The organism is Pseudarthrobacter sp. C1, assembly GCF_034720455.1.
Classification (GTDB): domain Bacteria; phylum Actinomycetota; class Actinomycetes; order Actinomycetales; family Micrococcaceae; genus Arthrobacter.
In genome coordinates, this window is sequence record NZ_JAYESK010000007.1 from 149,716 (window position 1) to 170,270 (window position 20,555).

General features: G+C 66.8%; 20 protein-coding genes and 1 riboswitch. Of the genes, 8 read left to right on the plus strand and 12 right to left on the minus strand.

Translation table 11 applies throughout. From position 1 onward, the window contains the following. Nucleotides 1–15 precede the first annotated feature (15 nt). From U7114_RS13580 to U7114_RS13590, 3 genes are read right to left on the minus strand one after another with little or no spacing between them, the layout of a single operon-like run. Nucleotides 16–1,314: a deoxyguanosinetriphosphate triphosphohydrolase gene (locus U7114_RS13580; protein WP_157238634.1), complete on the minus strand. Its 1,299-nt coding sequence runs from the start codon at nucleotides 1,312–1,314 to the stop codon at nucleotides 16–18. Further along, complete coding sequence (gene dusB, locus U7114_RS13585) at nucleotides 1,298–2,476, minus strand: tRNA dihydrouridine synthase DusB (RefSeq protein ID WP_321215811.1); 1,179 nt, start codon at nucleotides 2,474–2,476, stop codon at nucleotides 1,298–1,300. Before dusB ends, U7114_RS13580 begins: the two co-directional genes overlap by 17 nt. A 55-nt stretch (nucleotides 2,477–2,531) precedes the next feature. Continuing rightward, entirely contained in the window at nucleotides 2,532–3,983 is a 1,452-nt protein-coding gene (locus U7114_RS13590) for a YibE/F family protein (RefSeq protein WP_157242589.1), read from the minus strand. A 142-nt stretch (nucleotides 3,984–4,125) separates the two neighbouring features. On the opposite strand from U7114_RS13590, the gene U7114_RS13595 reads away from it, so the two are divergent. Then, nucleotides 4,126–4,881, plus strand: coding sequence for an alpha/beta hydrolase (locus tag U7114_RS13595; protein WP_157238635.1), 756 nt, complete (start codon nucleotides 4,126–4,128; stop codon nucleotides 4,879–4,881). An 8-nt stretch (nucleotides 4,882–4,889) separates the two neighbouring features. Then, entirely contained in the window at nucleotides 4,890–5,714 is an 825-nt protein-coding gene (locus U7114_RS13600; RefSeq protein ID WP_323057640.1) for a lysophospholipid acyltransferase family protein, read from the plus strand. A gap of 76 nt (nucleotides 5,715–5,790) precedes the next feature. On the opposite strand, the gene U7114_RS13605 is transcribed toward U7114_RS13600, so the two are convergent. From U7114_RS13605 to U7114_RS13615, 3 genes are all read right to left on the minus strand, one after another. Next, a complete protein-coding gene (locus U7114_RS13605) occupies nucleotides 5,791–6,825 on the minus strand; it encodes a GNAT family N-acetyltransferase (RefSeq protein WP_157238637.1) in 1,035 nt (344 codons plus the stop codon). 2 nt (nucleotides 6,826–6,827) lie between these two features. Next, nucleotides 6,828–8,213, minus strand: a complete 1,386-nt coding sequence (locus U7114_RS13610) for a glycine--tRNA ligase (protein WP_323057641.1) — start codon at nucleotides 8,211–8,213, stop codon at nucleotides 6,828–6,830. Between the two features lie 144 nt (nucleotides 8,214–8,357). Next, nucleotides 8,358–9,356, minus strand: coding sequence for a DMT family transporter (locus U7114_RS13615; protein WP_323057642.1), 999 nt, complete (start codon nucleotides 9,354–9,356; stop codon nucleotides 8,358–8,360). 33 nt (nucleotides 9,357–9,389) lie between these two features. On the opposite strand from U7114_RS13615, the gene U7114_RS13620 reads away from it, so the two are divergent. Next, nucleotides 9,390–9,617, plus strand: coding sequence for an RNA-binding S4 domain-containing protein (locus U7114_RS13620; RefSeq protein ID WP_139028643.1), 228 nt, complete (start codon nucleotides 9,390–9,392; stop codon nucleotides 9,615–9,617). Nucleotides 9,618–9,659: 42 nt separating this feature from the next. On the opposite strand, the gene U7114_RS13625 is transcribed toward U7114_RS13620, so the two are convergent. Then, nucleotides 9,660–10,310 (minus strand): alpha/beta hydrolase-fold protein, encoded by a 651-nt coding sequence (locus U7114_RS13625; protein WP_321215808.1) that lies wholly within the window; start codon nucleotides 10,308–10,310, stop codon nucleotides 9,660–9,662. A 151-nt stretch (nucleotides 10,311–10,461) separates the two neighbouring features. Here U7114_RS13625 and U7114_RS13630 point away from each other — a divergent pair, with 151 nt between their 5' ends. The 4 genes from U7114_RS13630 (at nucleotide 10,462) to U7114_RS13645 (ending at nucleotide 12,863) form a co-directional block, all read left to right on the plus strand. Beyond that, entirely contained in the window at nucleotides 10,462–11,259 is a 798-nt protein-coding gene (locus U7114_RS13630) for an SGNH/GDSL hydrolase family protein (RefSeq protein ID WP_231754950.1), read from the plus strand. A gap of 105 nt (nucleotides 11,260–11,364) precedes the next feature. Next, entirely contained in the window at nucleotides 11,365–11,700 is a 336-nt protein-coding gene (locus tag U7114_RS13635) for a DNA glycosylase AlkZ-like family protein (protein WP_323057665.1), read from the plus strand. Between the two features lie 13 nt (nucleotides 11,701–11,713). Further along, nucleotides 11,714–12,232, plus strand: coding sequence for a hypothetical protein (locus U7114_RS13640; protein WP_321215805.1), 519 nt, complete (start codon nucleotides 11,714–11,716; stop codon nucleotides 12,230–12,232). 400 nt (nucleotides 12,233–12,632) lie between these two features. Next, the gene (locus U7114_RS13645) at nucleotides 12,633–12,863 is read left to right on the plus strand and encodes a hypothetical protein (protein WP_323057643.1); all 231 of its coding nucleotides are present in this window, start codon (nucleotides 12,633–12,635) and stop codon (nucleotides 12,861–12,863) included. A 97-nt stretch (nucleotides 12,864–12,960) separates the two neighbouring features. Here the strand turns inward: U7114_RS13645 and U7114_RS13650 are convergent, their stop codons facing one another. Beyond that, nucleotides 12,961–14,445 (minus strand): CoA-acylating methylmalonate-semialdehyde dehydrogenase, encoded by a 1,485-nt coding sequence (locus U7114_RS13650; RefSeq protein WP_323057644.1) that lies wholly within the window; start codon nucleotides 14,443–14,445, stop codon nucleotides 12,961–12,963. A gap of 12 nt (nucleotides 14,446–14,457) precedes the next feature. Next, nucleotides 14,458–15,360, minus strand: coding sequence for a 3-hydroxyisobutyrate dehydrogenase (gene mmsB, locus U7114_RS13655; RefSeq protein WP_157238643.1), 903 nt, complete (start codon nucleotides 15,358–15,360; stop codon nucleotides 14,458–14,460). Between the two features lie 114 nt (nucleotides 15,361–15,474). Between mmsB and U7114_RS13660 the strand changes: the two genes are divergently transcribed. Next, complete coding sequence (locus U7114_RS13660) at nucleotides 15,475–16,398, plus strand: LysR family transcriptional regulator (protein WP_157238644.1); 924 nt, start codon at nucleotides 15,475–15,477, stop codon at nucleotides 16,396–16,398. A gap of 38 nt (nucleotides 16,399–16,436) precedes the next feature. Here U7114_RS13660 and U7114_RS13665 read toward each other — a convergent pair whose 3' ends face one another. The 3 genes from U7114_RS13665 to metX form a co-directional block, all read right to left on the minus strand. Next, on the minus strand, nucleotides 16,437–17,555 hold the full coding sequence (locus U7114_RS13665) for a zinc-dependent alcohol dehydrogenase family protein (protein WP_323057645.1): 1,119 nt from the start codon (nucleotides 17,553–17,555) through the stop codon (nucleotides 16,437–16,439). A 98-nt stretch (nucleotides 17,556–17,653) separates the two neighbouring features. After that, complete coding sequence (locus tag U7114_RS13670; RefSeq protein ID WP_157238646.1) at nucleotides 17,654–19,036, minus strand: MFS transporter; 1,383 nt, start codon at nucleotides 19,034–19,036, stop codon at nucleotides 17,654–17,656. Nucleotides 19,037–19,216: 180 nt separating this feature from the next. After that, a complete protein-coding gene (gene metX / locus U7114_RS13675; protein ID WP_157238647.1) occupies nucleotides 19,217–20,332 on the minus strand; it encodes a homoserine O-acetyltransferase MetX in 1,116 nt (371 codons plus the stop codon). A 12-nt stretch (nucleotides 20,333–20,344) separates the two neighbouring features. Beyond that, nucleotides 20,345–20,460: riboswitch (SAM riboswitch) on the minus strand. Nucleotides 20,461–20,555 lie beyond the last annotated feature (95 nt).

Sequence of the window (20,555 nt, forward strand, 5' to 3'; positions counted from 1 at the left end):
CGCGCCTGATTCCGGTCACCACAATGACGGCAGGCTGCCCACCAGGCGTTCGTACATGGCGAGCGCGGAGCCGTCGGTCAGCGACGCCACCTGGTCGATCACCACGCGAAGGCGGGCGCCGTCGTCGGCCGCATCCCGCCAATCGGCGGCAAACATTGGTTCCAGGTGCCGGTCGCCCGTGGCGCTCAGCGCCGTGACCAGGGCGTGGAGCACCTCGCGCTGGCGCTCGTAGATGGGCTGGCGGTGCTCGGTGGTCATCACGAAGGTGGTGGCCAGGCCCTTCATGACGGCGATTTCCATCACTGTTTCGTCCGGCACCATCAGCTGGGCGCTGTACCGGGTCAGGTTCTCCGGGCCGTAGACGGCACGGGTGGTTTCCAGGGCACTTTGGCAGAACCGGCCAATGAGCTGGCTGGTCATGTTCTTCAATGCAGCCATGGATTTCCGGCTGCCGTCGGCCTCGCGGACCCAGACGTCCGTGGCCTCGAGCCGGGCCAGGGCGGCGTCGATGGCGGCCGGGTCGTTGTGCGGCAGGTACCACTGCTTGGCGTACCCCACCACCCGGGCGCGGTGGTCCGGGTTGTCCATCCAGCGCAGCTGGAAATGCCCGGCCACGATCGCGTCCTCAACGTCGTGCACCGAATAGGAGATGTCGTCGGCGAGGTCCATGACCTGGGCTTCGAGGCAGGACCGGCGCTCCGGGGCACCCTCCCGGATCCAGTTGAAGATGGGGAGGTCGTCCTCGTAGGCGCCGAACTTGCTGGTCCGCTGGCCGTGGATCACCGGGGCTTCCAGCGCGGACCACGGGTACTTTGCGGCCGCGTCGAGGCTGGCCCTGGTGAGGTTCAGCCCCGCGGGCTGGCCGTCCGGGGTCAGCACCTTGGGTTCCAGCCTGGTCAGCAGCCGCAGGGTCTGGGCGTTGCCTTCGAACCCGCCGATGGCGTGGGCCACTTCATTCAGCGCGGACTCACCGTTGTGGCCGAACGGCGGATGGCCGAGGTCGTGGCTCAGGCAGGCAGTGTCCACGACATCCGGATCGCAGCCGAGCGCACGGCCCAGTTCGCGTCCCACCTGGGCCACTTCCAGGCTGTGCGTGAGGCGCGTCCGCACGAAGTCGTCCGTGTCCGGGGCCACCACCTGGGTCTTGGCACCCAGCCGGCGGAGCGCCGAGGAATGCAGCACGCGGGCGCGGTCCCGCTCAAAATCCGAGCGATAGACGTTCTTGGGCGGTTCCTCCACCCACCGGGCGGAGTCATGGGTGTCGTAGCCCGGCAGGACGGGGGCGGCAGTGCGCGTTTCAGCCACCGGAAACATCCAGTTCCGCCGCCGAGATATCCCGCGACTGGTCGGCGTTGAGGGCACGGGACTCCAGCCAGTCCTTCGGCAGCGCAGGCCTCTTGGGTGAGCCGGCGCGGCCGCGCGGGCCTTCGGCGTCGCCTCCCGGGTAGGGCGAGTCGACGTCCAGCTCATCCAGCGCGGCGCGCAGCTCTTCGAGGCTGTTCACCAGCGCCATCCGCGTCCTGAGTTCACCACCCACCACATAGCCCTTGAAGTACCAGGCAATATGTTTCCGGATCTCCCGCAGCGCCTTGCCTTCGTCGCCGAAAGTCTCCACCATCAGTTCCGCGTGCCGGTAGACGCCCTGCGCAACCTGGCCCAGGTTGGGCCTGTGCCGGGTGTCGCTTCCCTCGAACGCCGCCTGCAGGTCCCCGAAAAGCCAGGGCCTGCCCTGGCAGCCGCGGCCCACCACCACCCCGTCAACGCCGGTTTCGCGGACCATCCGGACCGCGTCCTCCGCGGACCAGATATCGCCGTTGCCCAGCACCGGGATGTCCGGAAGCGCCTCGCGGAGGCGGGCGATGGCGGACCAGTCGGCCTGTCCGGAGTAGAACTGCGCGGCTGTCCTGCCGTGAAGGGCGACGGCGGCAACGCCGGCATCGCGCGCAATGCGGCCTGCGTCGAGGTACGTGAGATGGTCGTCATCGATGCCCTTGCGCATCTTAATGGTCAGCGGGACGTTGCCCTTGGAGGCTTCCTTGACGGCCGTCTGCACGATCGAAGTAAAGAGGTCGATCTTCCAGGGCAAGGCCGAGCCGCCGCCCCGGCGGGTGACTTTGGGAACGGGGCAGCCGAAGTTGAGGTCGATATGGTCGGCGCGGTCCTCCTCGACGAGCATGCGTACGGCGGCCCCTACTGTCACCGGGTCCACGCCGTACAGCTGAACGGACCGGACTTTTTCGTCGTCGTCGTGGGAAATGATCCGCAGTGACTCCGGCGTCCGCTCCACCAGAGCGCGGGAGGTGACCATTTCCGCCACGTACATGCCGCCGCCGTACTCCCGGCACAAACGGCGGAACGCTGAGTTGGTGATGCCGGCCATGGGTGCCAGGATCACCGGCGTGTCCACGGTAATGGGACCCAGCTTCAGGGGCGGGAGTTCCAGCTTGGGGGCAGGAGTAGTTGCTGCAACAGTCACCTGTCTATTGTTGCAAAGCCGGGCAAATCGGGAGGCCGTGCCCGTGTGGGACCGGTCAGCCCCGTTCCGCCCGGCGTCCCCGCCGGGTGGGAAACCCGCTGTCCTCCCCTGCAGCCGACCGCCTGGAGCGCCCCTCCAGTGCGGCGGCTGCGAGGGCGCCTGTGTCCTCGACGTCGTCCACGATGGTGTGGCCGCCGTTGCCGTTGGCTGAGTCCGCCGGTGTCCGGCCCGGCCTCTTCGATTCCACGGCAGGGGCAGCGGCCTCTGCGCCGGCCCGGACGCCGGTGGCCTTGACCACCAGAACCGCGATCAGCGTGGTGACGGGGATGGCCAGCACCAGTCCGATGGAGCCGACGAGGGTCCGGATGACTTCCTCTGAAAGTTCCGCGCTGGTGAGCGTGTCCGCGAGCGGGCGGTCGTACAGCATCACGATGATGAGGATGGGCAGGGCCGCGCCGGCGTACGCGAAGGCGATGGTGTACACCGTGGAGGCGATGTGGTCGCGGCCGATCCGCATGGCTGAGGTGAACAGCTTCCGGGCACTGCTCCCCGGCGCCAGTTCATAGAGTTCCCAGACGGCGGAGGACTGGGTGATGGTCACGTCGTTGAGGACACCCAGCCCGGAGATGATGAGCCCGCACAGGATGACGCCGGAGATGGAGATATTGGCAGAGGTGTTCACCAGGGTAGTGGCGTCGTGGCTGCCCACCCCGGCGAGATTGGCGGCGCCCGTGGCCCAGGCGGCCAGGAGCGCCGTAATCCCCAGCCCGAACATGGTGCCCAGGAGTGCAGTGGAGGTCCGTGCCGAGAATCCGTGGGCGAAGTACAGGACGCCGATCATGATCACCGTGGACCCAACCAGGGCCAGCAGCAGCGGCGGTTTCCCCTCCACCAGTCCCGGGAGCATAAAGCTGGCCAGCACGAAGTAGGCGCCGACGAGCCCGACCAGGGCACGCAGGCCCCGCCAGCGGGCCACGGCGATCACCACCGCCGCATACAGCAGTGCGAGCAGGACGATGGGCAGGGTCCGGACGAAGTCCACAAAAATGAAGGCCGGCGAGCCCTGGGCCGCTGAGGCGCCCGGGGCGTTGGACAGGTTCAGGTACCGGATCTGGTCCCCGGGCTTCACCCCATGGGACTTCGCGACGTCCGGGTTGATGACCACTTTGACCGGGCTGCCGCCCTTGTCCGGCTCCGTGAACGCGAAAGTGCAGTCCGATCCCTGTTGGGATTGCCGGCCCTGGGCCTGGTCGCCCGAACCCTGCTGGTTTTGGCCCTGCTGGCTTTGGCCCTGCTGCGACGCGCCCTGCATGCAGTTTTCCGTCACCACGCTTTGGATGGTTCCGGTGTCGAAAGTGACCCCGGGGGCGGCAGCGTAGGGGTTGGCCAGGGAAATGCCCTCTTTGCTGCCCGAGGGCCAGAGCATCGCCATTCCCGCCAGCGTGAGCAGCGTCAGCGGGATCAGCACCGCCGCCAGGATGCGGTTGGCTTTCCGTCGGGCGGCCATCGCTGCCGGCGTCGGCTCCGAATGGCCTGTGGAAGCGTGGGAGTGACCGGACCCCATCAGCAGTAGCACCTCATACATTGAACTCTACTTCCGGCGCCGTAGGGTTGATAAATGGATCATCGGGGACTCGGAGGTACCAGGCATGGCCAGCAGCAGTACTGAGGAAAACGGCGAATCCCGTCCTGCCGAAGCACCCGGCGCTGCGCGGCAGGCAGTGCTCAGCGTCCGGAATTCGTCAGGGCCCACCCGCGGAGTTGCCCTGGTCCTGCACGGGGGCAAATCCCGGAGCCATGAGCCGGTGGAGGCCAGGCACCTGAGTCCGGCAAGGATGGTGCCCTTCGCCTGGCACCTGCACCGCGCCGGGCGGAAGCACGGGCTGGCCGTGTGGTCGCTCCGCAACAGCGTTCGCGGCTGGAATGGCCATGACATGTCTCCGCTGCAGGACGCCCGCTGGGCACTAGCCAAGATCCGGGAACAGCACCCGGACGTGCCTGTGTTCCTGGTAGGCCATTCCATGGGCGGGCTCACCGCTGTGATCGCCGCGGACCACCCAAGTGTGGAGGCCGTCGTCGCCCTTGCCCCCTGGCTCAACCCCGCAACTCCCACATCCGGGGTGGCCAACCGCAAGGTTCTTATTGTGCACGGAACCACGGACAGGTGGACCAGCGCCTCGGCGTCCCTGCTGTTCGCCCGGCGTGCCTCTGCCGAGGCAGCCAGCATGCAGTATGTTGCCCTTAAGGGTGCCGGCCACTTCATGCTCCGCAAGATCAGGGTGTGGCAGACGCTGACGACCGGCTTTGTGATGAATGCCTTCTCCGAAAGCATCGGGACTGAGCTTCCCCTGCCTGCGGATTACAGCAGGCTGCTGCCGGAATCGGCCGTCCAGGTGACCCTGTAGGACGTTCGATGGCATGGAGCCCGCCACCCAATGACCTCTTCTACCGCGTCATCGTCCGCTGCGGACTGCTGCTTCGGCGGATCTTCCGGATCCGGATCATCAGCAGCGGAACAGAGCACCTGCCGCTTGCAGGCCCTCGGACGGGGGCGTCCAGGTCTGTGGTTCCGGGCAGCGGCGCCGTTTTCGCCGTGACGCACTTCGGCTATGTCGATTTTGCCGCCGCCGAACTGCTGCTGTGGGAACGGTCCCGCGGGGAGCTGCGGTTCCTGGTCCACCAGGGTGCAGCCGATCATTGGCTTGCCGGGCCCGCCATCAGCGCCGCCGGGCACGTGGTGGTCGGGTACACCGGCCGGGCGGACGCCTATGACGCAGCGGTGGCCAAGCTGCGCGCCGGCGAATACCTTGGCGTGTTCCCGGAGGCGGGCGTGAGCCGCAGCTTCACCGTGCGCGAGTGCAGGACCGGGGCAGTCCGGATGGCGGCCGAAGCCGGCGTTCCGGTCATCCCCGTTGCGGTCTGGGGTGCCCACCGGATCCTCACCCGCGGCCGCGGCTTCTCGGCCGGAAGGACATGGCGCGCACCGGTCCGGATCCACGTGGGTGAGCCGCTGGTATTCGCGCCGGGTGACGATGCTGGCGCCGGCACTGCGGAACTCCGGGCCAGGCTCCAGGAAGGGATCGGGAAGTGCATCGCCGATTTTCCACTGCTGCCGGAACCCGGCGCCTGGTGGATGCCCGCGCACCTGGGCGGCAGCGCCCCGACTGAACCCGAGCGGCAGCTACTCGACGCCGAAGACGTGCTGACGCGCCGCCGTCGTACTTTCCGCAGAAAGTAGCCCAAGTAAGTAGCGCCAAGTGTCGTTTTGGGCGGTCAAAACGACACTTGGCGCTACTCAGTTGCGGCCGGGCTGCTTAGTCCGAGACGATGAGGGTTTCCGGCCCGGCCAGCCGCGCCTTGCCGCTTTCGAGCAGGGGTTCGACGGCGGCGCGGAGGGCAGTCATGGAGTCGTCCAGTTCCAGCATCACCGGGTGCTGGTACGCGATCAGCGCGAGCATGTCGCGGACCGCTTCTGCAGCATCATCCGCGGCGAGGGCGGGTTCATGGCCGACGAAAACGTCCGTGGGCGTTTCCGGTCCGGCGGCTTCCTGGCCGGGTGCCGCGTCCGGGTTGGCGGGCGCTGCGTAGCTCACGGCGAAGGCCCGGATCCTGCCCTTCCTGCTGGGTGCAACGCCTGCCCCGAAAGCCGATTCAGGCTCGGCCCGCAGCACGATTGCGCCGTGGGCGCCGGTGAGGTCGTCCAGGAAGAGCTTCTGCACCTGGCCCATTGACAGTACGCCCGGTGAATCCCAGCCGTGGATGGCGGTGTAGTACCTGCCCACGACGTCGGTCAGTTCCACGGAACCCGTGGCCAGGTCCATCACGATGTCGGAGCCCGCATTTTCATCGTTCGATGGCCCGCCGCCGTCGTCCTTGGCAGGAAACACGGGAAGCCGCAGGGCGCCAGGCTCTATGACCACCAGCCGGGAACGCTGGATGGGCGCCAGCTCGAAGGCCTCCGCAAAAGCGGCCCCCGGAGTGCCCGGCTCCACTTTGGCACGGAGTTTGGACACGCCCGACGGCGACTGGCCGGCTTCGCGGCGCAGCATCGTCAGGAGGGTGGCACCGATGCCGGAGCGCCGGTGGTCGCGCGCCACTTCGATGTAGGCCCAGAGCCGTTCAGGGTGCAGCGACGCCTCGTAGACCACGCCCGCCGCCACCGGGATGCCGACGCCGTCGATCACGTCCTCGGCAACGATGCAGCGGCGCCACGGCGTGCCGCCGCCCCCGTCGGAGGACAGGGTCAACGCGCCCCGGAACTGGCGGGCCTGCTGGGTCTCCGGGTCGCCCCAGATCTCCAGCAGGGCCAGGTCGTCACCTTCCCGCCATTCGCGGTATTCGATGGCCATGGCTAGGCGCCGATCAGGCGTGCGGCCAGGTAGCCCTCCACCTTGTCCAGGGAGACGCGTTCCTGGCTCATGGTGTCCCGCTCGCGGATGGTCACGGCCTGGTCCTCAAGGGTGTCGAAGTCCACTGTGATGCAGAACGGGGTGCCGATTTCATCCTGGCGGCGGTAGCGGCGGCCAATGGCGCCGGCGTCGTCGAAGTCGATGTTCCAGTTCTTGCGCAGCTGCGCGCCCAGGGCCTTGGCCTTCGGGGACAGGTCCTCGTTGCGGCTCAGCGGCAGCACGGCAGCCTTGACCGGGGCCAGCCGCGGATCCAGCCTCAGGACGGTGCGGACGTCCACGCCGCCCTTGGCGTTGGGGGCCTCGTCCTCGGTGTAGGCATCCACCAGGAAGGCCATGAAGGAACGGGTCAGGCCCGCCGCGGGCTCGATCACGTACGGGATGTAGCGCTCATTGGTGGCCTGGTTGAAGTAGCTCAGGTCCGTGCCGGAGGCCTTGGCGTGCGTGGAGAGGTCGAAGTCGGTGCGGTTGGCGATGCCTTCGAGCTCGCCCCACTCGGAGCCCTGGAAACCGAAGCGGTATTCGATGTCCGTGGTGCCCTTGGAGTAGTGGCTCAGCTTCTCCTGCGGGTGCTCGAAGAAGCGCAGGTTTTCCTCGCGGATGCCCAGGCCGGTGTACCAGGCCATGCGCTCGTTCATCCAGTACTTGTGCCATTCCTCATCGGTGCCGGGCTCAACGAAGAACTCCATCTCCATCTGCTCGAACTCGCGGGTGCGGAAGATGAAGTTGCCCGGGGTGATCTCGTTGCGGAAGGACTTGCCGATCTGGCCGATGCCGAACGGCGGCTTCTTCCGCGAGGTGGTGAGGACGTTGTTGAAGTTCACGAAAATCCCCTGCGCAGTCTCCGGACGCAGGTAGTGCAGGCCCTCTTCGCTGGCTACGGGACCGAGGTAGGTCTTGAGCAGGCCGGAGAATTCCTGCGGTTCGGTCCACTGGCCGCGGGTGCCGCAGTTGGCGCAGGCGATGTCCTTGAGGCCGTTTTCGGCGGGGCGGCCCTTCTTTTCCTCGTACTCTTCCTCGAGGTGGTCTGCCCGGTAGCGCTTGTGGCAGGAGAGGCATTCCACCAGGGGGTCGGAGAAGACCTCCACGTGGCCGGAGGCTTCCCACACCTGGCGGGGCAGGATGACGGAGGAGTCCAGGCCCACCACGTCCTCGCGGCCGCGGACCATGGACTGCCACCACTGGCGCTTGATGTTTTCCTTCAGTTCGGCGCCGAGGGGCCCGTAGTCCCAGGCAGAGCGCGAACCTCCGTAGATCTCACCGGCCTGGAACACGAATCCCCTGCGCTTGGAGAGGGAAATGACCTGGTCGAGAACGGATTTTGCTGCCATGGGGGTAACTCCAATTTCTACAGGGCCGCTGGGTGCGGTCCGCGGTTTGCTGGCCCGGTGGAACCAGCGGTGGGATACCTCTGGCTGCCGGGCGGGGCGGATGAAGGGAAAGCGAAAAAGCTGCGTGCCCTAGCCTACCGGCCGCTACCTGCGCAGCGCGCCCCGCGGCCACGGCAGGGTGGCCAGGATGATGGCGGCGAGGGTGAGGATGGTGCCCAGTACCGTGGCTGGCGCCACGACCGTTCCCGGAGTTGGCAGCACAACATCCAGGGCGAGCGAGCCGAGCAGCTGCCCGGCAATCATGCCCAGCCCGGTAACCAGGACCCCCAGGCTGCGGACCAGCAGCGCGCCCAGGCCGATGAACACGCAGCCCATGGGACCGCCTGCGTAGTACCACCACTCCGGCGGCAGCGGGTTGCCCCATCCGGCCACCGAGACCTTGATGGCGTACGCGGCCCACAGCACGGCGGAGCCGGCCACGAAGTTGACCAGGGTTGCAGCGATCGGCGTGCCGTAGTGGACGGTGGCTGTTCCGTTCATGGCCTGCTGGAAGCTCATCAGGAACCCTGCCGCCACGGGCAGCAGGAGCGGAACCAGGAGGGCCTCCGCGCCGCCGTCCGGTCCTGCGCCGGCGGAGGCCATCCCCGACGATCCAGTGAAGCGGGGCGACACGGCCCACGCCACTGCGGCGATGGTCAGCAGGCAGCCAATGATCCGGATCCCCGTGACGGATTTTTTGCCCGCCGGCCCAATGCCCAGCCGGTCCACCAGCAGACCACTGACTGTCTGGCCGGTGACCGTGGCCACGGTAAACAGGGCAACGCCAAGGATGCCCACGGTGAAGGACTGGGCGAAGACGAAGAGCGCGCCGATGCCGCCGGCCAGGACATACACGCGCGGAAAGGCCCTGGTGCGGACCGCGGGCAGGATCCGGGCAAGTCCGGCACGTCCGCGCGGCAGGATCAGCGAGATCAGGACCATCAACACCAGGCCTGTGCTGAAACTCACCACTGCAGCGGCGATGCCGTCGTTGAGGCGGGCTCCGAGGGCCCCGTTGATTCGGCCCTGGACGGGAATGGCGAGGCCAGCGCCCACCGCCAGGGGAAGGCCTGCGATCAGCGGCAGGCGGGGGCTGGGGGTCATTGAATCCACCTTACGTCAGGCATCATTGCTTCTATGAGCAATGTTGAAGAGATCACCATCCGCGACAGCATGATCCGCCTCGGCCAGCTCCTGAAGCTCGCCAACCTGGTGGAGGACGGGGTGGAAGCGGCAGAGCTCATCAAGAACGGGCTCGTCAAGGTCAATGGAGAGATCGACGACCGCCGCGGCCGGCAGCTGCACAACGGGGACACCGTGACGGTGAACGGGCAGACCGTGCGCGTGGTAGCGCCCGCGGCCTGACGCCGCAGTCCGGCACTGGCCCGCCGTCCGCCGTCGTACTTCCTACTTCTTCAGCACCTCGTGGGTGAGGAACTCGCCCACGTGCCCGATTTCCTGCTGGTTGATCCCGTGCCACATGCCCGTGTAGAGCACCTTGGTGAGCTTGACGTGCTTGCGCACCCATCCCATGGTGAAGTCGATTTTGTCCGGAGTGATCACGGGATCCTGCTGGTCACGGCCCCAGAACATCGGGATGCTCCCGTCCAGTTCGTCATCCCGGAAGCTGGGATCGTCGCCGGCGTCCACCACGAAGCCTGAGAGTCCGACGACGGCCGCGAAGTCCGTGGGCCGCTGCCGCAGGAGCGTGGTGGCCATGGCCATGCCCATGGAGAAGCCGAGCAGGGACACGGACGGGTGCCCCACCCTGATGGCGTCGATCCACTCGAGCACGTAGGAGGACGCGGCTTTGACGCGCTCGAGCGAGTAGTCGATGGACGCGGTAAGCGGGAACCAGGTGAACCCGGGGCCCATGGCGATGGGCGCCCGGACCGAGGCGACCGCGAAGTCGCCGGGCAGCAGGTCGGCCAGGCTGAGCAGGTCCTGCTCGTTGGCTCCGTAGCCGTGCAGCAGCACCAGCAGCGGCTTGCCGTCGCGCTGGTCCTCCGGATGGGACCACAAAACGACAGGGGCAGGAAATACTTCAGCTTCAGTCATGGTTTCCATTCTTACCAGTTACTTTGTGGTAACAACCTACGTTCGCGTAGCCAGTGAAGCGAAAGGCAGGATAGGGACCGTGACTGAAGAAAGTGCCATCCAGACCCCGCCCGCGCATTCCGGATCCCACCCCTGGACCCGCTACGTGGCGATGGGCGATTCCTTCACCGAGGGCATCGGAGACCCCGAGCCGTCGAGCCCGGGCGCGTTCCGCGGCTGGGCAGACAGGGTGGCGGAGGAGCTCAGCCGCACCAAGCCGGACTTCGCCTACGCAAACCTGGCCGTCCGCGGCCGGCTGCTGCAGCAGATCGTGGACCAGCAGCTCGCACCGTGCCTTGCGCTGAAGCCCGATCTTGTCACCCTCTCCGCGGGCGGCAATGACCTGCTGCGTCCGGGCGGAGACCCCGACACCCTCGCCGAGAAGCTCGACTCGGTGGTCCAGATCCTGGCCATGGGCGGCGCCACAGTGGTGCTCTTCAATGGCCCGGACACCGGCACTTCCGTGCTCGGCAGGATCCGCAGCAAGGTGGCCATCTACAACGAAAACCTGCGGACCGTCGCCGCGAGGCACGACGCCGTGATCGCGGACATGTGGTCCCTCCGCCAGCTCAGCGATCCCCAGATGTGGGACCAGGACCGGCTGCACTTCTCCCCCCTGGGCCACCACACCATCGCCGCCATGGTGCTGGACTCGTTGAACGTGGAGCACACGCTGGAGCCACTGCAGCCCAAGCCGTTTCCGCCCCGCACATGGCGCGAGGCGCGCTCGGGGGACCTGGTGTGGGCCCGGCAGTACTTCGTGCCGTGGGTGCTTCGGCGGCTGCGCAACCAGTCCTCCGGTGACGGCATTACCGCGAAACGGCCGACGCCGGGCCCCGTCTTCGGGCCGGGCGTTCCGTTGGGTTCGGGCGAGGGCCCGCTGGGCAGCACCGAGGCTGCCCGGCGCTAGCGCGGGCAGGCGTCCGGGATATGGAACCCGACGCGGCAGTGCGGCTGCGGCTTCACGCCCAAATGCTGCGGGAACCCGTCGCTTGCCTCCGAAGCCGGGCCACGGATCGACCTGATCCAGTGCAACGACGAATACATCATGGGCTCCTCCGCCACGCGGCATTACATCGGCGGCGGCGCTCCGGCCTTCCTTTTCCAGGGCCAACCCATGCACGTGGTTTTGCTGGATGGGCGGATGGTGGGGTCCTGGCGGCATACGCTGCATCCGGACGGGTGCGACCTGGATATCCGGCTTCCTGGTTCCGGTGATTCCCCGCGCCCGCCATTGTCAGCGGCAGTGTTGTCAGCGGCAGTCCGGGAAGCCGTGGACCGGTACGCCGCCTTCCTCGCGCTCCCGGCCGTCCGTATCCACCACGGGGCTAAGCTGGAAGGACACACATGAGAGGCACGGCACCGTGAGCAACTTGTTTTTCTGGATCATCATTTTGTCATTCCTGATCCCGATGGCCATGCGGATGTACCGGAAGTCCGTGGCCCGCCGCAACCAGGATCAAAGCTTCTCCGGACGGTACCCCGAGCAGTTCCCGGGCGGCGGAATCTTCCCCGGCTCCAACGGCCCGCAGAGCAAGCAGCCCCGGGACGGCTTCACCCAGCAGGACTACTTCAGCGGCGGATTCCGCCAGCTTGGCCGGCCCGCGCCGCTCCCGCCCGGCCAGCCCCTGCCGCCCGTACAGCCGGTCCCGCCCATGGACCAGCAGTTTCCGCCGTACGGGCAGCCGCACCCGGGCCACGACCGGCAGGCCCCCCACGCTGAAGCCCCGCAGCAGCCCGCAGCACCCGCAACTCCCCCGCCGCCGTCTGCCCCGCAGGGCTACCGCGCCCGCAAGCTTGCCGAACTGGATGAAAAGTACAGCAACGGGGAACTTTCCATGGAGGAGTACATGACCCGCCGCAGCGAAATCATGAACGGCTAGTCCTTCCCGCAAAAGCAGCGCGGGGTCACTTAATGCCCGATATCCCGTTACGGTCGGGCATGAAGTGACCCCGCGTTGCTCTTTTAGGAGGCCAAATTCTATGAACAGCCCCCTCCCCCAGGCGGATACTGGGCCCTAAAGTCTCGGCCCTGAAGCTTGACGCGACCGCTCCCCGTTTTTGGGGCCCGCATCCGTCCCGGAATTCGGCACGGATGCCCTAACTGGATTCCTTCCAAAAGCACAAGGTTCGAAAGGTCGTGGAGCATGGCCGCCGTCAGGAGATTGGCCGTCGCAGTACTAACCATCGGGGCTATCGCCCTCGGCACCGGATCCGCGTGGGCGGACGTTCCGGAATTCGCCAAAAACGTTTGCCGCCGATAATGGCACATCCGGGAAACTGGTGATCCTGATCAAAACCGTCTGCACCTGCGACGACGGGACCTGCACGTTCAATGCCTTGAAGCATGTTTTCATCACCTTTGCAGACGATGGCACCTCCACGAACTCCGGACACATTAGCCTGCAGGGCGGTACGGGCGACTACGCCGGGCTGGCGGGGCATGGAGTCGACGAGGGTGAAGCAGCGGGTGGAACTGGTGTAGGCCGGATCTCGGGTGTTCTGGTCCGATAACTGAACGGAAAGCAACGCGAGGTCACGTCCGGCCCAAGATCCGGCAGCGGATGGGCGCGAAGTGACCCCGCGTTGCTGTTACGGGGTGCCGCTGGTTTCAGTCCACCTGCGGGAAGCCCAGGTCAATCACCGACGTTGCGGGGTCCGGCCACCGCGTGGTGACCACTTTGCCCCTGGTGTAGAACCGGATGCTCTCCGGCCCGTACATGTGCGTGTCCCCGAACAGCGAGTTCTTCCAGCCGCCGAAGGAAAAAGTGCCCACCGGCACCGGGATGGGCACGTTGACGCCCACCATGCCCGCCTCGACGTCGAACTCGAATTGCCGCGCGGCGCCGCCGTCGCGGGTGAAGATGGCAACCCCGTTGCCGAACTCGTTGTCGTTGACCAGGCGGACTGCGTCACTGTAGGTGTCCACGCGGACCACGGACAGGACGGGGCCGAAGATTTCGTCGTCGTACACCTTCATTCCCGGCTTCACGTGGTCCACCAGGCTGACGCCGATGAAGAACCCGTTTGAATCGAACTGCTGCGAGCGCCCGTCAACAACCACCGTGGCGCCCTCGTTTTCCGCGCCCGCCACATAGGACGCCACTTTGTCGCGGTGTTCTGCAGTGATCAGCGGGCCCATCTGCGAAGCAGGATCGGTGCCCGGACCGATCTTCAGGGTGGCCATCCGGGTTTTGATGGCCCCGACGAGGTCGTCGGCGATATTGCCGACGGCGACGAGCACGCTGACCGCCATGCAGCGCTCACCCGCGGAGCCGTAGGCAGCCGAAATGGCCGCGTCCGCCGCCATGTCCAGGTCAGCGTCAGGCAGGACCACCATGTGGTTCTTGGCGCCGCCCAGGGCCTGGACCCGCTTGCCATGGTCCGCTGCGCGCTTGTAGATCGACTGCGCGATGGGCGTTGAGCCCACGAAGCTGACGGCTTTGACGTCCGGGTGCTCGAGCAGGACGTCCACCGCCTCCTTGTCGCCCTGGACCACGTTCAGCACGCCGGCAGGCAGGCCCGCCTCCGCGAAGGCCTCCGCGATGAACACGGCTGACGACGGATCCTTTTCGCTGGGCTTCAGGAGCACTGTGTTGCCGCAGGCCAAGGCGCTGCCGATCATCCAGAGCGGGACCATCGCCGGGAAATTGAACGGGGTGATGCAGGCAACGAGGCCCACGGGCTGCCGGACCGAGTGGACGTCCACGCCGCTGGACACCTGCTCTGAGCGTTCGCCCTTGAGCATGTGGGACAGCCCGGTGGCGAACTCGATGTTCTCGAGGCCGCGGGAGATCTCCCCTTCGGCGTCGGAGAGTACCTTGCCGTGCTCGCTGGTCAGGATGGCAGCCAGCTCAGGCTTCCGCTGGGTCAGGATTTCGCGGACGCGGAAGAAGATGTTGGTCCGCTTGGCGAGGCTCGTTGCCCGCCAGGCCGGCAGCGCGGCTTTGGCGGCGGCAATGGCTTCCTCCACCCGGGCCGCGGAGGCCAGGGCCACCTGCTTGTCCTGCTCTCCGGTGGCGGGGTTGAAGACGGGGCCGAAGCGCTCGGCATCGGTGACGAGGCTGCCGTTGATGTAATGCGGGATGGTCTGCATGGTGTCTCTCTTCTACTTTGTTGAATCCAGTGAGCCGTCAACGAGCTTGATGATCATGGAGCAGTCCTTGCCGGACTCGCCCGCATCAATGAGGCGCTGGTACAGCTGCTGGACGTGCTTGCCGATTTCGAGCGGTGTGCCGGTGTCCTCGGCAGCGCTGATGGCCAGGCCGATGTCCTTGTTCGCCAGTTCGGCCGTAAACGTCGGTTCGAAATCGTTGTTGGAGGCCGCGGTGGGGACCACGCCGGGAACGGGGTACCAGGTCCTCAGGGCCCAGCTGTCCCCTGAGGAAACGGAGGCGATGTCCCAGAACACCTTCTTGTCCAGGCCGAGCCGGTCCGCCAGGACGGCTCCCTCGGCCGTGGAGGCCAGGTTGATCAGGAGCATCAGGTTGTTGCAGATCTTGGCCGCCTGGCCGGTGGTGGCTCCCCCGGTAGGGATGATGTTGGCGGCCATCGGTCCGATGTAGGTGGTCGCGTCGGCCACGGCGCCCGGTTCACCGCCCACCATGAAGGTCAGCGTCCCTGCCTTGGCGCCGCTCATCCCGCCCGAAACAGGGGCGTCCACGAAGCGGAAGCCGGCGGCAGCAGCGGCGTCGTGCAGTTCCTTCGCTGCGGCGATGTCGATGGTGGAGGAATCCACCAGCAGTGTGCGGGTGTCGGCATGCGCCAGCACCCCGTCCCCGCCCAGGTAGACAGCCTTGGCGTGCTCGCCCTTCGGAAGCATGGTGAACACCACGTCCGCTCCGGCCACGGCCTCGGCGATGCTCCCCACCGGCTTCACCCCGCCGGCCTCGGCTGCGGCAAGCGCCGCAGGGTTGAGGTCAAACCCCCGAACGTCGTGCCCCGCCTTTGCGAGGTTTCCGGACATGGAACCGCCCATGTTTCCCAACCCGATCCAACCGACAACTGCCATGGCATAAGCTCCTTTGCTGTGCATCCGGCCGAAGGCGGCCGGGAGGTCCGTGTCCACCATCACACCCTGCTACAGTGCAATCAAGGGGAAAAATCACAGATGGTATGTGCACTGATGCACACGAACGAAAGGCACGCGGTGGCGCGGCTTCCAAGTCCGGACGACCTGCTGATTCTCTTGACCGTAGCCCGGCTGGGGCGTTTCAACGCCGTCGCTGAAACGCTGGGCACCACGCACACCACCATCTCGCGCCGGATCCTCGCCCTGGACAAGCAGTTGGGCGGCCGGACCCTGGAGCGCAGCCCGCACGGCTGGGAGCTGACGGAACTCGGGGCTTCGGCCGTCGCCGCGGCGGAAGCCATTGAGGAAACACTGGGGTCGCTGGCCGCCGTCACGGGCCAGGACCGGGATGCCCTGTCCGGCATGGTGCGCATCAGCACCTCCGACGGTTTCGGCGCCGAATTCGTCACGCCAGCGCTGGTCCGGCTCCAGCAGCGGCACCCGATGCTGGATGTGGAGATGCTGAGCGCCACGCGCAAGGTCAGCCAGAACCGCTCCGGTGTGGACCTGGAGGTGGTGGTGGGCCGCACCGACGTAAGCAACGCCCAGGCCATCTTCCTGACCAACTACTTCCTCAGGCTCTACGCCAGCCCCGCCTACGCGGCCGCGCGCGGCCTGCCGGAGACGCCCGACGGCGTGGGGCAGCACGGCTTCGTCTCCTACGTCGAGTCGGCCCTCCAGGTTGCCGAACTGGGCCACCGGTCCTCGCAGCTGCCGATGCCGAAGTCCAGCTTCCAGGCAACGAGTATCTTTGCCCAGGTTGAGGCGGTGCGCCGCGGCGCAGGCATCGGGCTGCTTCCGAACTTCATGGTGGCGCACAACCCGGAGTTCGTTCCGGTGCTCCCCGAAGCGTTCCAGCGCCAGGTCCCCATCTGGGCGGTGGCCCGGCCGGAATCGCTGCGGTCCGCCCGGGTGCAGGCCGTGATCGGTGCACTTCAGCATGAGGTGGCGGAACGCCAGGACCTGCTGGCAGCCTAGGCTGTTGGCAGCCTGGCCTGAAGGCAGCCAGGCCGGCTTCACGCCTGGAAAAGCCGCCTGACCACCTGCCCGGCGGCGAGCGCATCGAGGCCTTCGTTGATCTCCGCCAGTGGCCTTGTGTCGGTGTGCAGCAGCTCAACGGGGAGCCTGCCCTCGCGCCAATACTCGAGGTACAGGGGAATGTCCCGGCCGGGCACGGCGTCGCCCATGTAGGAACCGAGCAGCCGCTTGCCCGCCCCCGCGAACTGGAGCGCGGGTACCGTCAATTCTGCGGTGGGGTGCGGCAGCCCTACGGAGACCACGGCGCCGCCGCGCGTCACGTGCTCCAGGCACGATGCGATGACCCGCGCTGATCCCACGGCTTCGACGGCGGTGTCCACGCCGTCACCGGTGGCTTCGGCAATCAGCCGGGGGGCGTCGTCGGGGGTCCCCACGGCGGTTGCGCCGCATTTCAGGGCGAGCCCGTGCTTGCCCACGTTGGGATCGATGGCGATCACGGCGGACGCTCCGGCGAGCGACGCGGCCATGACGGCCGAAAGTCCCACGGCTCCGAGGCCAAAAACAGCCACGGCCTGGCCCGGCTGGACGGCCGCGGTGTTCAGGACAGCTCCCATCCCGGTGAGCACGGCGCAACCGAACATCGCCGCCACGGTGTCCGGGACGTCGTCGGCGATGACCACCACTGACTCCCGCGCCACCACGGCGTAATCGGCGAAAGCCGAAACCCCCAGGTGGTGGTTGATCCGCTCCCCCGCGGGCGTGCGCAGCAGCGCCTCGCCGTGCAAAAGGTCACCGGAGCCGTTGACCTCGGCGGCCCGGTGGCAGAGCGCGGGCCGCCCCGCCCGGCAGGCACGGCAGGCACCGCAGCTGGGGACGAAGACGAGGACCACATGGTCGCCGGGGGAAACGTCCGTGACGCCCTCACCAACCGTGGCAACCCGTCCCACCGCCTCATGCCCCAACGCCATGGGAAGCGGCCTGACGCGGGATCCGTCCACCACGGACAGGTCCGAGTGGCACAGGCTTGAGTAGGTGATGGTGACGCCCAATTCACCGGCCCGGGGTTCGGGCCGGTCGAGGTCCTGCACCACCAGGGGCTGCGCTTCGGCATAGCTGGTGCCAGGAGGAACTGTGGAATAGAGGACTGCTGCTCGCATGGTGTTCCTGACTTTATGTTGGTGGACAGGCAGCTGCCCGGGCCTGCGTGGCCGCAGGTCCGGGCAGTCGGGTTGCTCTGTTTGTCGTTTGGCCGTGCCTACTTCTTGGCGGCGGCCAGAAGATCGGCGGTGCCCTGGGCGTCGGCGGCGTCGACATCATGAAGCGAGATGCCGCGGGTTTCCTTGAGGAAGTACACCGAAATAGCGGTCACCACACAGGCGCCCAGGAGGTAGAAAGCCACCGGAACGGACGAACCGAAGCTGCCCAGCAGCGAGCTGGCGATGATCGGCGCGAGCGAGCCGGCCACGATGGAGGTCACCTGGTAGCCCAGGGAAACGCCCGAATACCGCATCCGGGTGGGGAACATCTCCGCCATGATGGACGGCTGCCCGGCGTACATGAGGGCGTGGAACAGCAGGCCGATGGTGATGGCCGCCAGGATAACCATGTCATTGCCGGTGTCCATCATGGGGAACGCGAAGAAGCCCCAGGTTCCGGCGAGGATTGCACCGGCCATGTACACCGGGCGGCGTCCCAGGGCATCGGACATCTTGCCCACCAGCGGGACTGAGCAGAAGTGGATGAAGTGCGCCACCAGGAGGAGGAGCAGGATACGGGAGGTGTCCGTCTGCACAACCACCTTCAGGTAGGTGATGGAGAACGTGACCACAAGGTAGTAGAGGATGTTCTCCGCGAAGCGCAGGCCCATGGCGGTGAAGACGCCGCGCGGGTACCGACGGAAGACTTCGGCAACACCGTAGCCCTTGTTCTCGACCGTGACTTCCTTGCGGGCCTCGAGGAAGATCGGAGCGTCCTGGACCTTGGTGCGGATGTAGTAGCCGATGATCACGATCACTGCGGAGAGCCAGAAGGCTACGCGCCAGCCCCAGCCGAGGAAGGCTTCCTGGGAGAGGGTGGAGGACAGGGTGAACAGCACGGCGGTGGCGAGCAGGTTGCCCATGGGGACAGCGGACTGCGGCCAGCTTGACCAGAAACCGCGGGACTTGTTCGGGCTGTGCTCGGCGACGAGGAGCACGGCGCCGCCCCATTCGCCGCCCACCGCGAAGCCCTGGACGAAGCGCAGGAACACCAGCAGCGCCGGTGCCCAGTAGCCGATCTGCGCAAAGGTCGGCAGGCAGCCCATGAGGAAGGTGGCAACACCCACCAGGATGATGCTCAGCTGCAGCAACTGCTTGCGGCCGAATTTGTCGCCGAAGTGGCCGAAGACGATGCCGCCGATGGGTCGGGCAACGAAGCCGACGGCGTAGGTGACGAAGGCTGCGATGATGCCGTCCAGCTCGGTTCCGGAGTTCGGGAAGAACATCTTGCCGAACACCAGCGTGGCGGCGGAGGCGTAGAGAAAGAACTCGTACCACTCAACCACGGTGCCGGCCATGGAGGCCGTGACGACTTTCTTCAGGCCTGTGGCCTTGACGTCGGTTTCCTCGGGCCGCCGCGCGGCGGACTTTTCCGTACTCATTGATGAACTCCTTCGGCGTCTTCTTCGACACCACTGGGACAGTCTGTGGCGGAGACGTGTGATTTTGGCCACGAACCGCCGGGTCCCAACGAGTATGGTCCGCCTGAACGCCAAGCTCAACGGCGAATCATGCAGAGGCTATCTGCATAAATGCACAAAAGTGTGCCTGCGAGGGCGGCCTTAGGCCGAGAGGTGCACCCGAAGCTGATGGCCCAGCTGGCCTATTTCCGTCAGGAAGCCGTCATGGCCGATCGGCGCCTCAATGACATGCACGTCCACTTCTCCCGGCAGGGCCGCGGCAAGTTCGCGGGACTGGGACGGGAAATACAGCCGGTCCGAATCCACGGCGGCCACGAAGAACCTGGCGGTGGATCTCGCCAGGGTCTCGGTCAGGGTCCCCCGGTCCCGGCAGATGTCATGGCTCATCAGCGCCTCGGTGAGGGCGATATAGCTGTTTGCGTCGAAGCGCTTCACGAGCTTGCTGCCCTGGTGATCCAGGTAGCTTTCCACCTGGTAACGGCCGCGGGCGGCCAGCGCCTCACCCTTCAGGGGCGACTCCGGCGCCTGGGGTTCCCGGCCGAAGCGGCCCTCCAGTTCAGCGGCGGACCGGTAGGTGATGTGGGCGATGCGCCGGGCAAGTGCCAGCCCGGCTTCGGGGCAGGGCCCGCCGTAGTAGTCGCCGCCGTTGAAGTGGGGGTCCTGCCGGATGGCCAGGGTCTGGGCCTGCGCGAAGGCGATCTGTTCTGCCGTGCTCGCGGCGCCCACCGAGATGACGGCGCAGCGCTGCACCCTCTCGGGGTAGGTCACGGCCCACTCAAGGGCGCGGGCGCCGCCCATGGATCCGCCCAGGACCGCGAACCAGCTGTTGATGCCCAGCTGGTCAGCCAGCCGGGCCTCCGCCACCGTACTGTCCCGCAGGGTAACCAGGGGGAAGCGGGAGCCCCAGGGGGTTCCATCCGGGGCGGCCGACGACGGCCCCGTGGAGCCGTAGCAGCCGCCCACGATATTGACGGACACCACGAAGAACTTGTCCGTGTCCACGGGAGCGCCGGGACCGGCCAGCTGTTCCCACCAGCCTTCTTCGTCCGTGTCGCCGCGGGTCACGTGGGTGCTGCCGGTCAGGGCGTGCTCGATCAGGATGGCATTGCTGGCATCGGCGTTGAGCGTGCCCCAGGTTTCGTAGGCCAGCGTGACGTCCGGGAGGTATCCCCCGGCTTCAAGTTCCAGCCCCCCAATGGAGGCATAGCGGACAATTCCGTGCTCGGGGACGGTGGTTCGGGTGACGGTAACCGTCATGGCAAGACCTCTTCTACGCGCTTGCCCGCCGTCGAATGACCGGCAGGCCAGGTCTTCACCCGGGGCACCCCACCGCGGAAGGAGGGTTGCCGGCCAGCAAGCCGGGGCTGTCACTGGCACTCATGACCTGGTACGAGTGTACGAAACAGGCCCCGCCTGCTGCCAAGAGTGTGACTGGTTGTGACTTCCCCGGCGTGCCGCCGTCTCGGGTTCTTTGTGCGTC

Coding starts and splice junctions, on each gene's coding strand:
- U7114_RS13660 (WP_157238644.1), top strand. CDS start 15,475: ATGCACACGAACGAAAGGCACGCGGTGGCGCGGCTTCCAAGTCCGGAC.
- U7114_RS13580 (WP_157238634.1), bottom strand. CDS start 1,314: ATGTTTCCGGTGGCTGAAACGCGCACTGCCGCCCCCGTCCTGCCGGGC.
- metX (WP_157238647.1), bottom strand. CDS start 20,332: ATGACGGTTACCGTCACCCGAACCACCGTCCCCGAGCACGGAATTGTC.
- U7114_RS13605 (WP_157238637.1), bottom strand. CDS start 6,825: ATGGCCATCGAATACCGCGAATGGCGGGAAGGTGACGACCTGGCCCTG.
- U7114_RS13665 (WP_323057645.1), bottom strand. CDS start 17,555: ATGCGAGCAGCAGTCCTCTATTCCACAGTTCCTCCTGGCACCAGCTAT.
- U7114_RS13600 (WP_323057640.1), top strand. CDS start 4,890: ATGGCATGGAGCCCGCCACCCAATGACCTCTTCTACCGCGTCATCGTC.
- U7114_RS13670 (WP_157238646.1), bottom strand. CDS start 19,036: ATGAGTACGGAAAAGTCCGCCGCGCGGCGGCCCGAGGAAACCGACGTC.
- U7114_RS13620 (WP_139028643.1), top strand. CDS start 9,390: ATGAGCAATGTTGAAGAGATCACCATCCGCGACAGCATGATCCGCCTC.
- U7114_RS13630 (WP_231754950.1), top strand. CDS start 10,462: ATGGGCGATTCCTTCACCGAGGGCATCGGAGACCCCGAGCCGTCGAGC.
- U7114_RS13615 (WP_323057642.1), bottom strand. CDS start 9,356: ATGACCCCCAGCCCCCGCCTGCCGCTGATCGCAGGCCTTCCCCTGGCG.
- mmsB (WP_157238643.1), bottom strand. CDS start 15,360: ATGGCAGTTGTCGGTTGGATCGGGTTGGGAAACATGGGCGGTTCCATG.
- U7114_RS13625 (WP_321215808.1), bottom strand. CDS start 10,310: ATGACTGAAGCTGAAGTATTTCCTGCCCCTGTCGTTTTGTGGTCCCAT.
- U7114_RS13595 (WP_157238635.1), top strand. CDS start 4,126: ATGGCCAGCAGCAGTACTGAGGAAAACGGCGAATCCCGTCCTGCCGAA.
- U7114_RS13650 (WP_323057644.1), bottom strand. CDS start 14,445: ATGCAGACCATCCCGCATTACATCAACGGCAGCCTCGTCACCGATGCC.
- U7114_RS13590 (WP_157242589.1), bottom strand. CDS start 3,983: ATGGCCGCCCGACGGAAAGCCAACCGCATCCTGGCGGCGGTGCTGATC.
- U7114_RS13610 (WP_323057641.1), bottom strand. CDS start 8,213: ATGGCAGCAAAATCCGTTCTCGACCAGGTCATTTCCCTCTCCAAGCGC.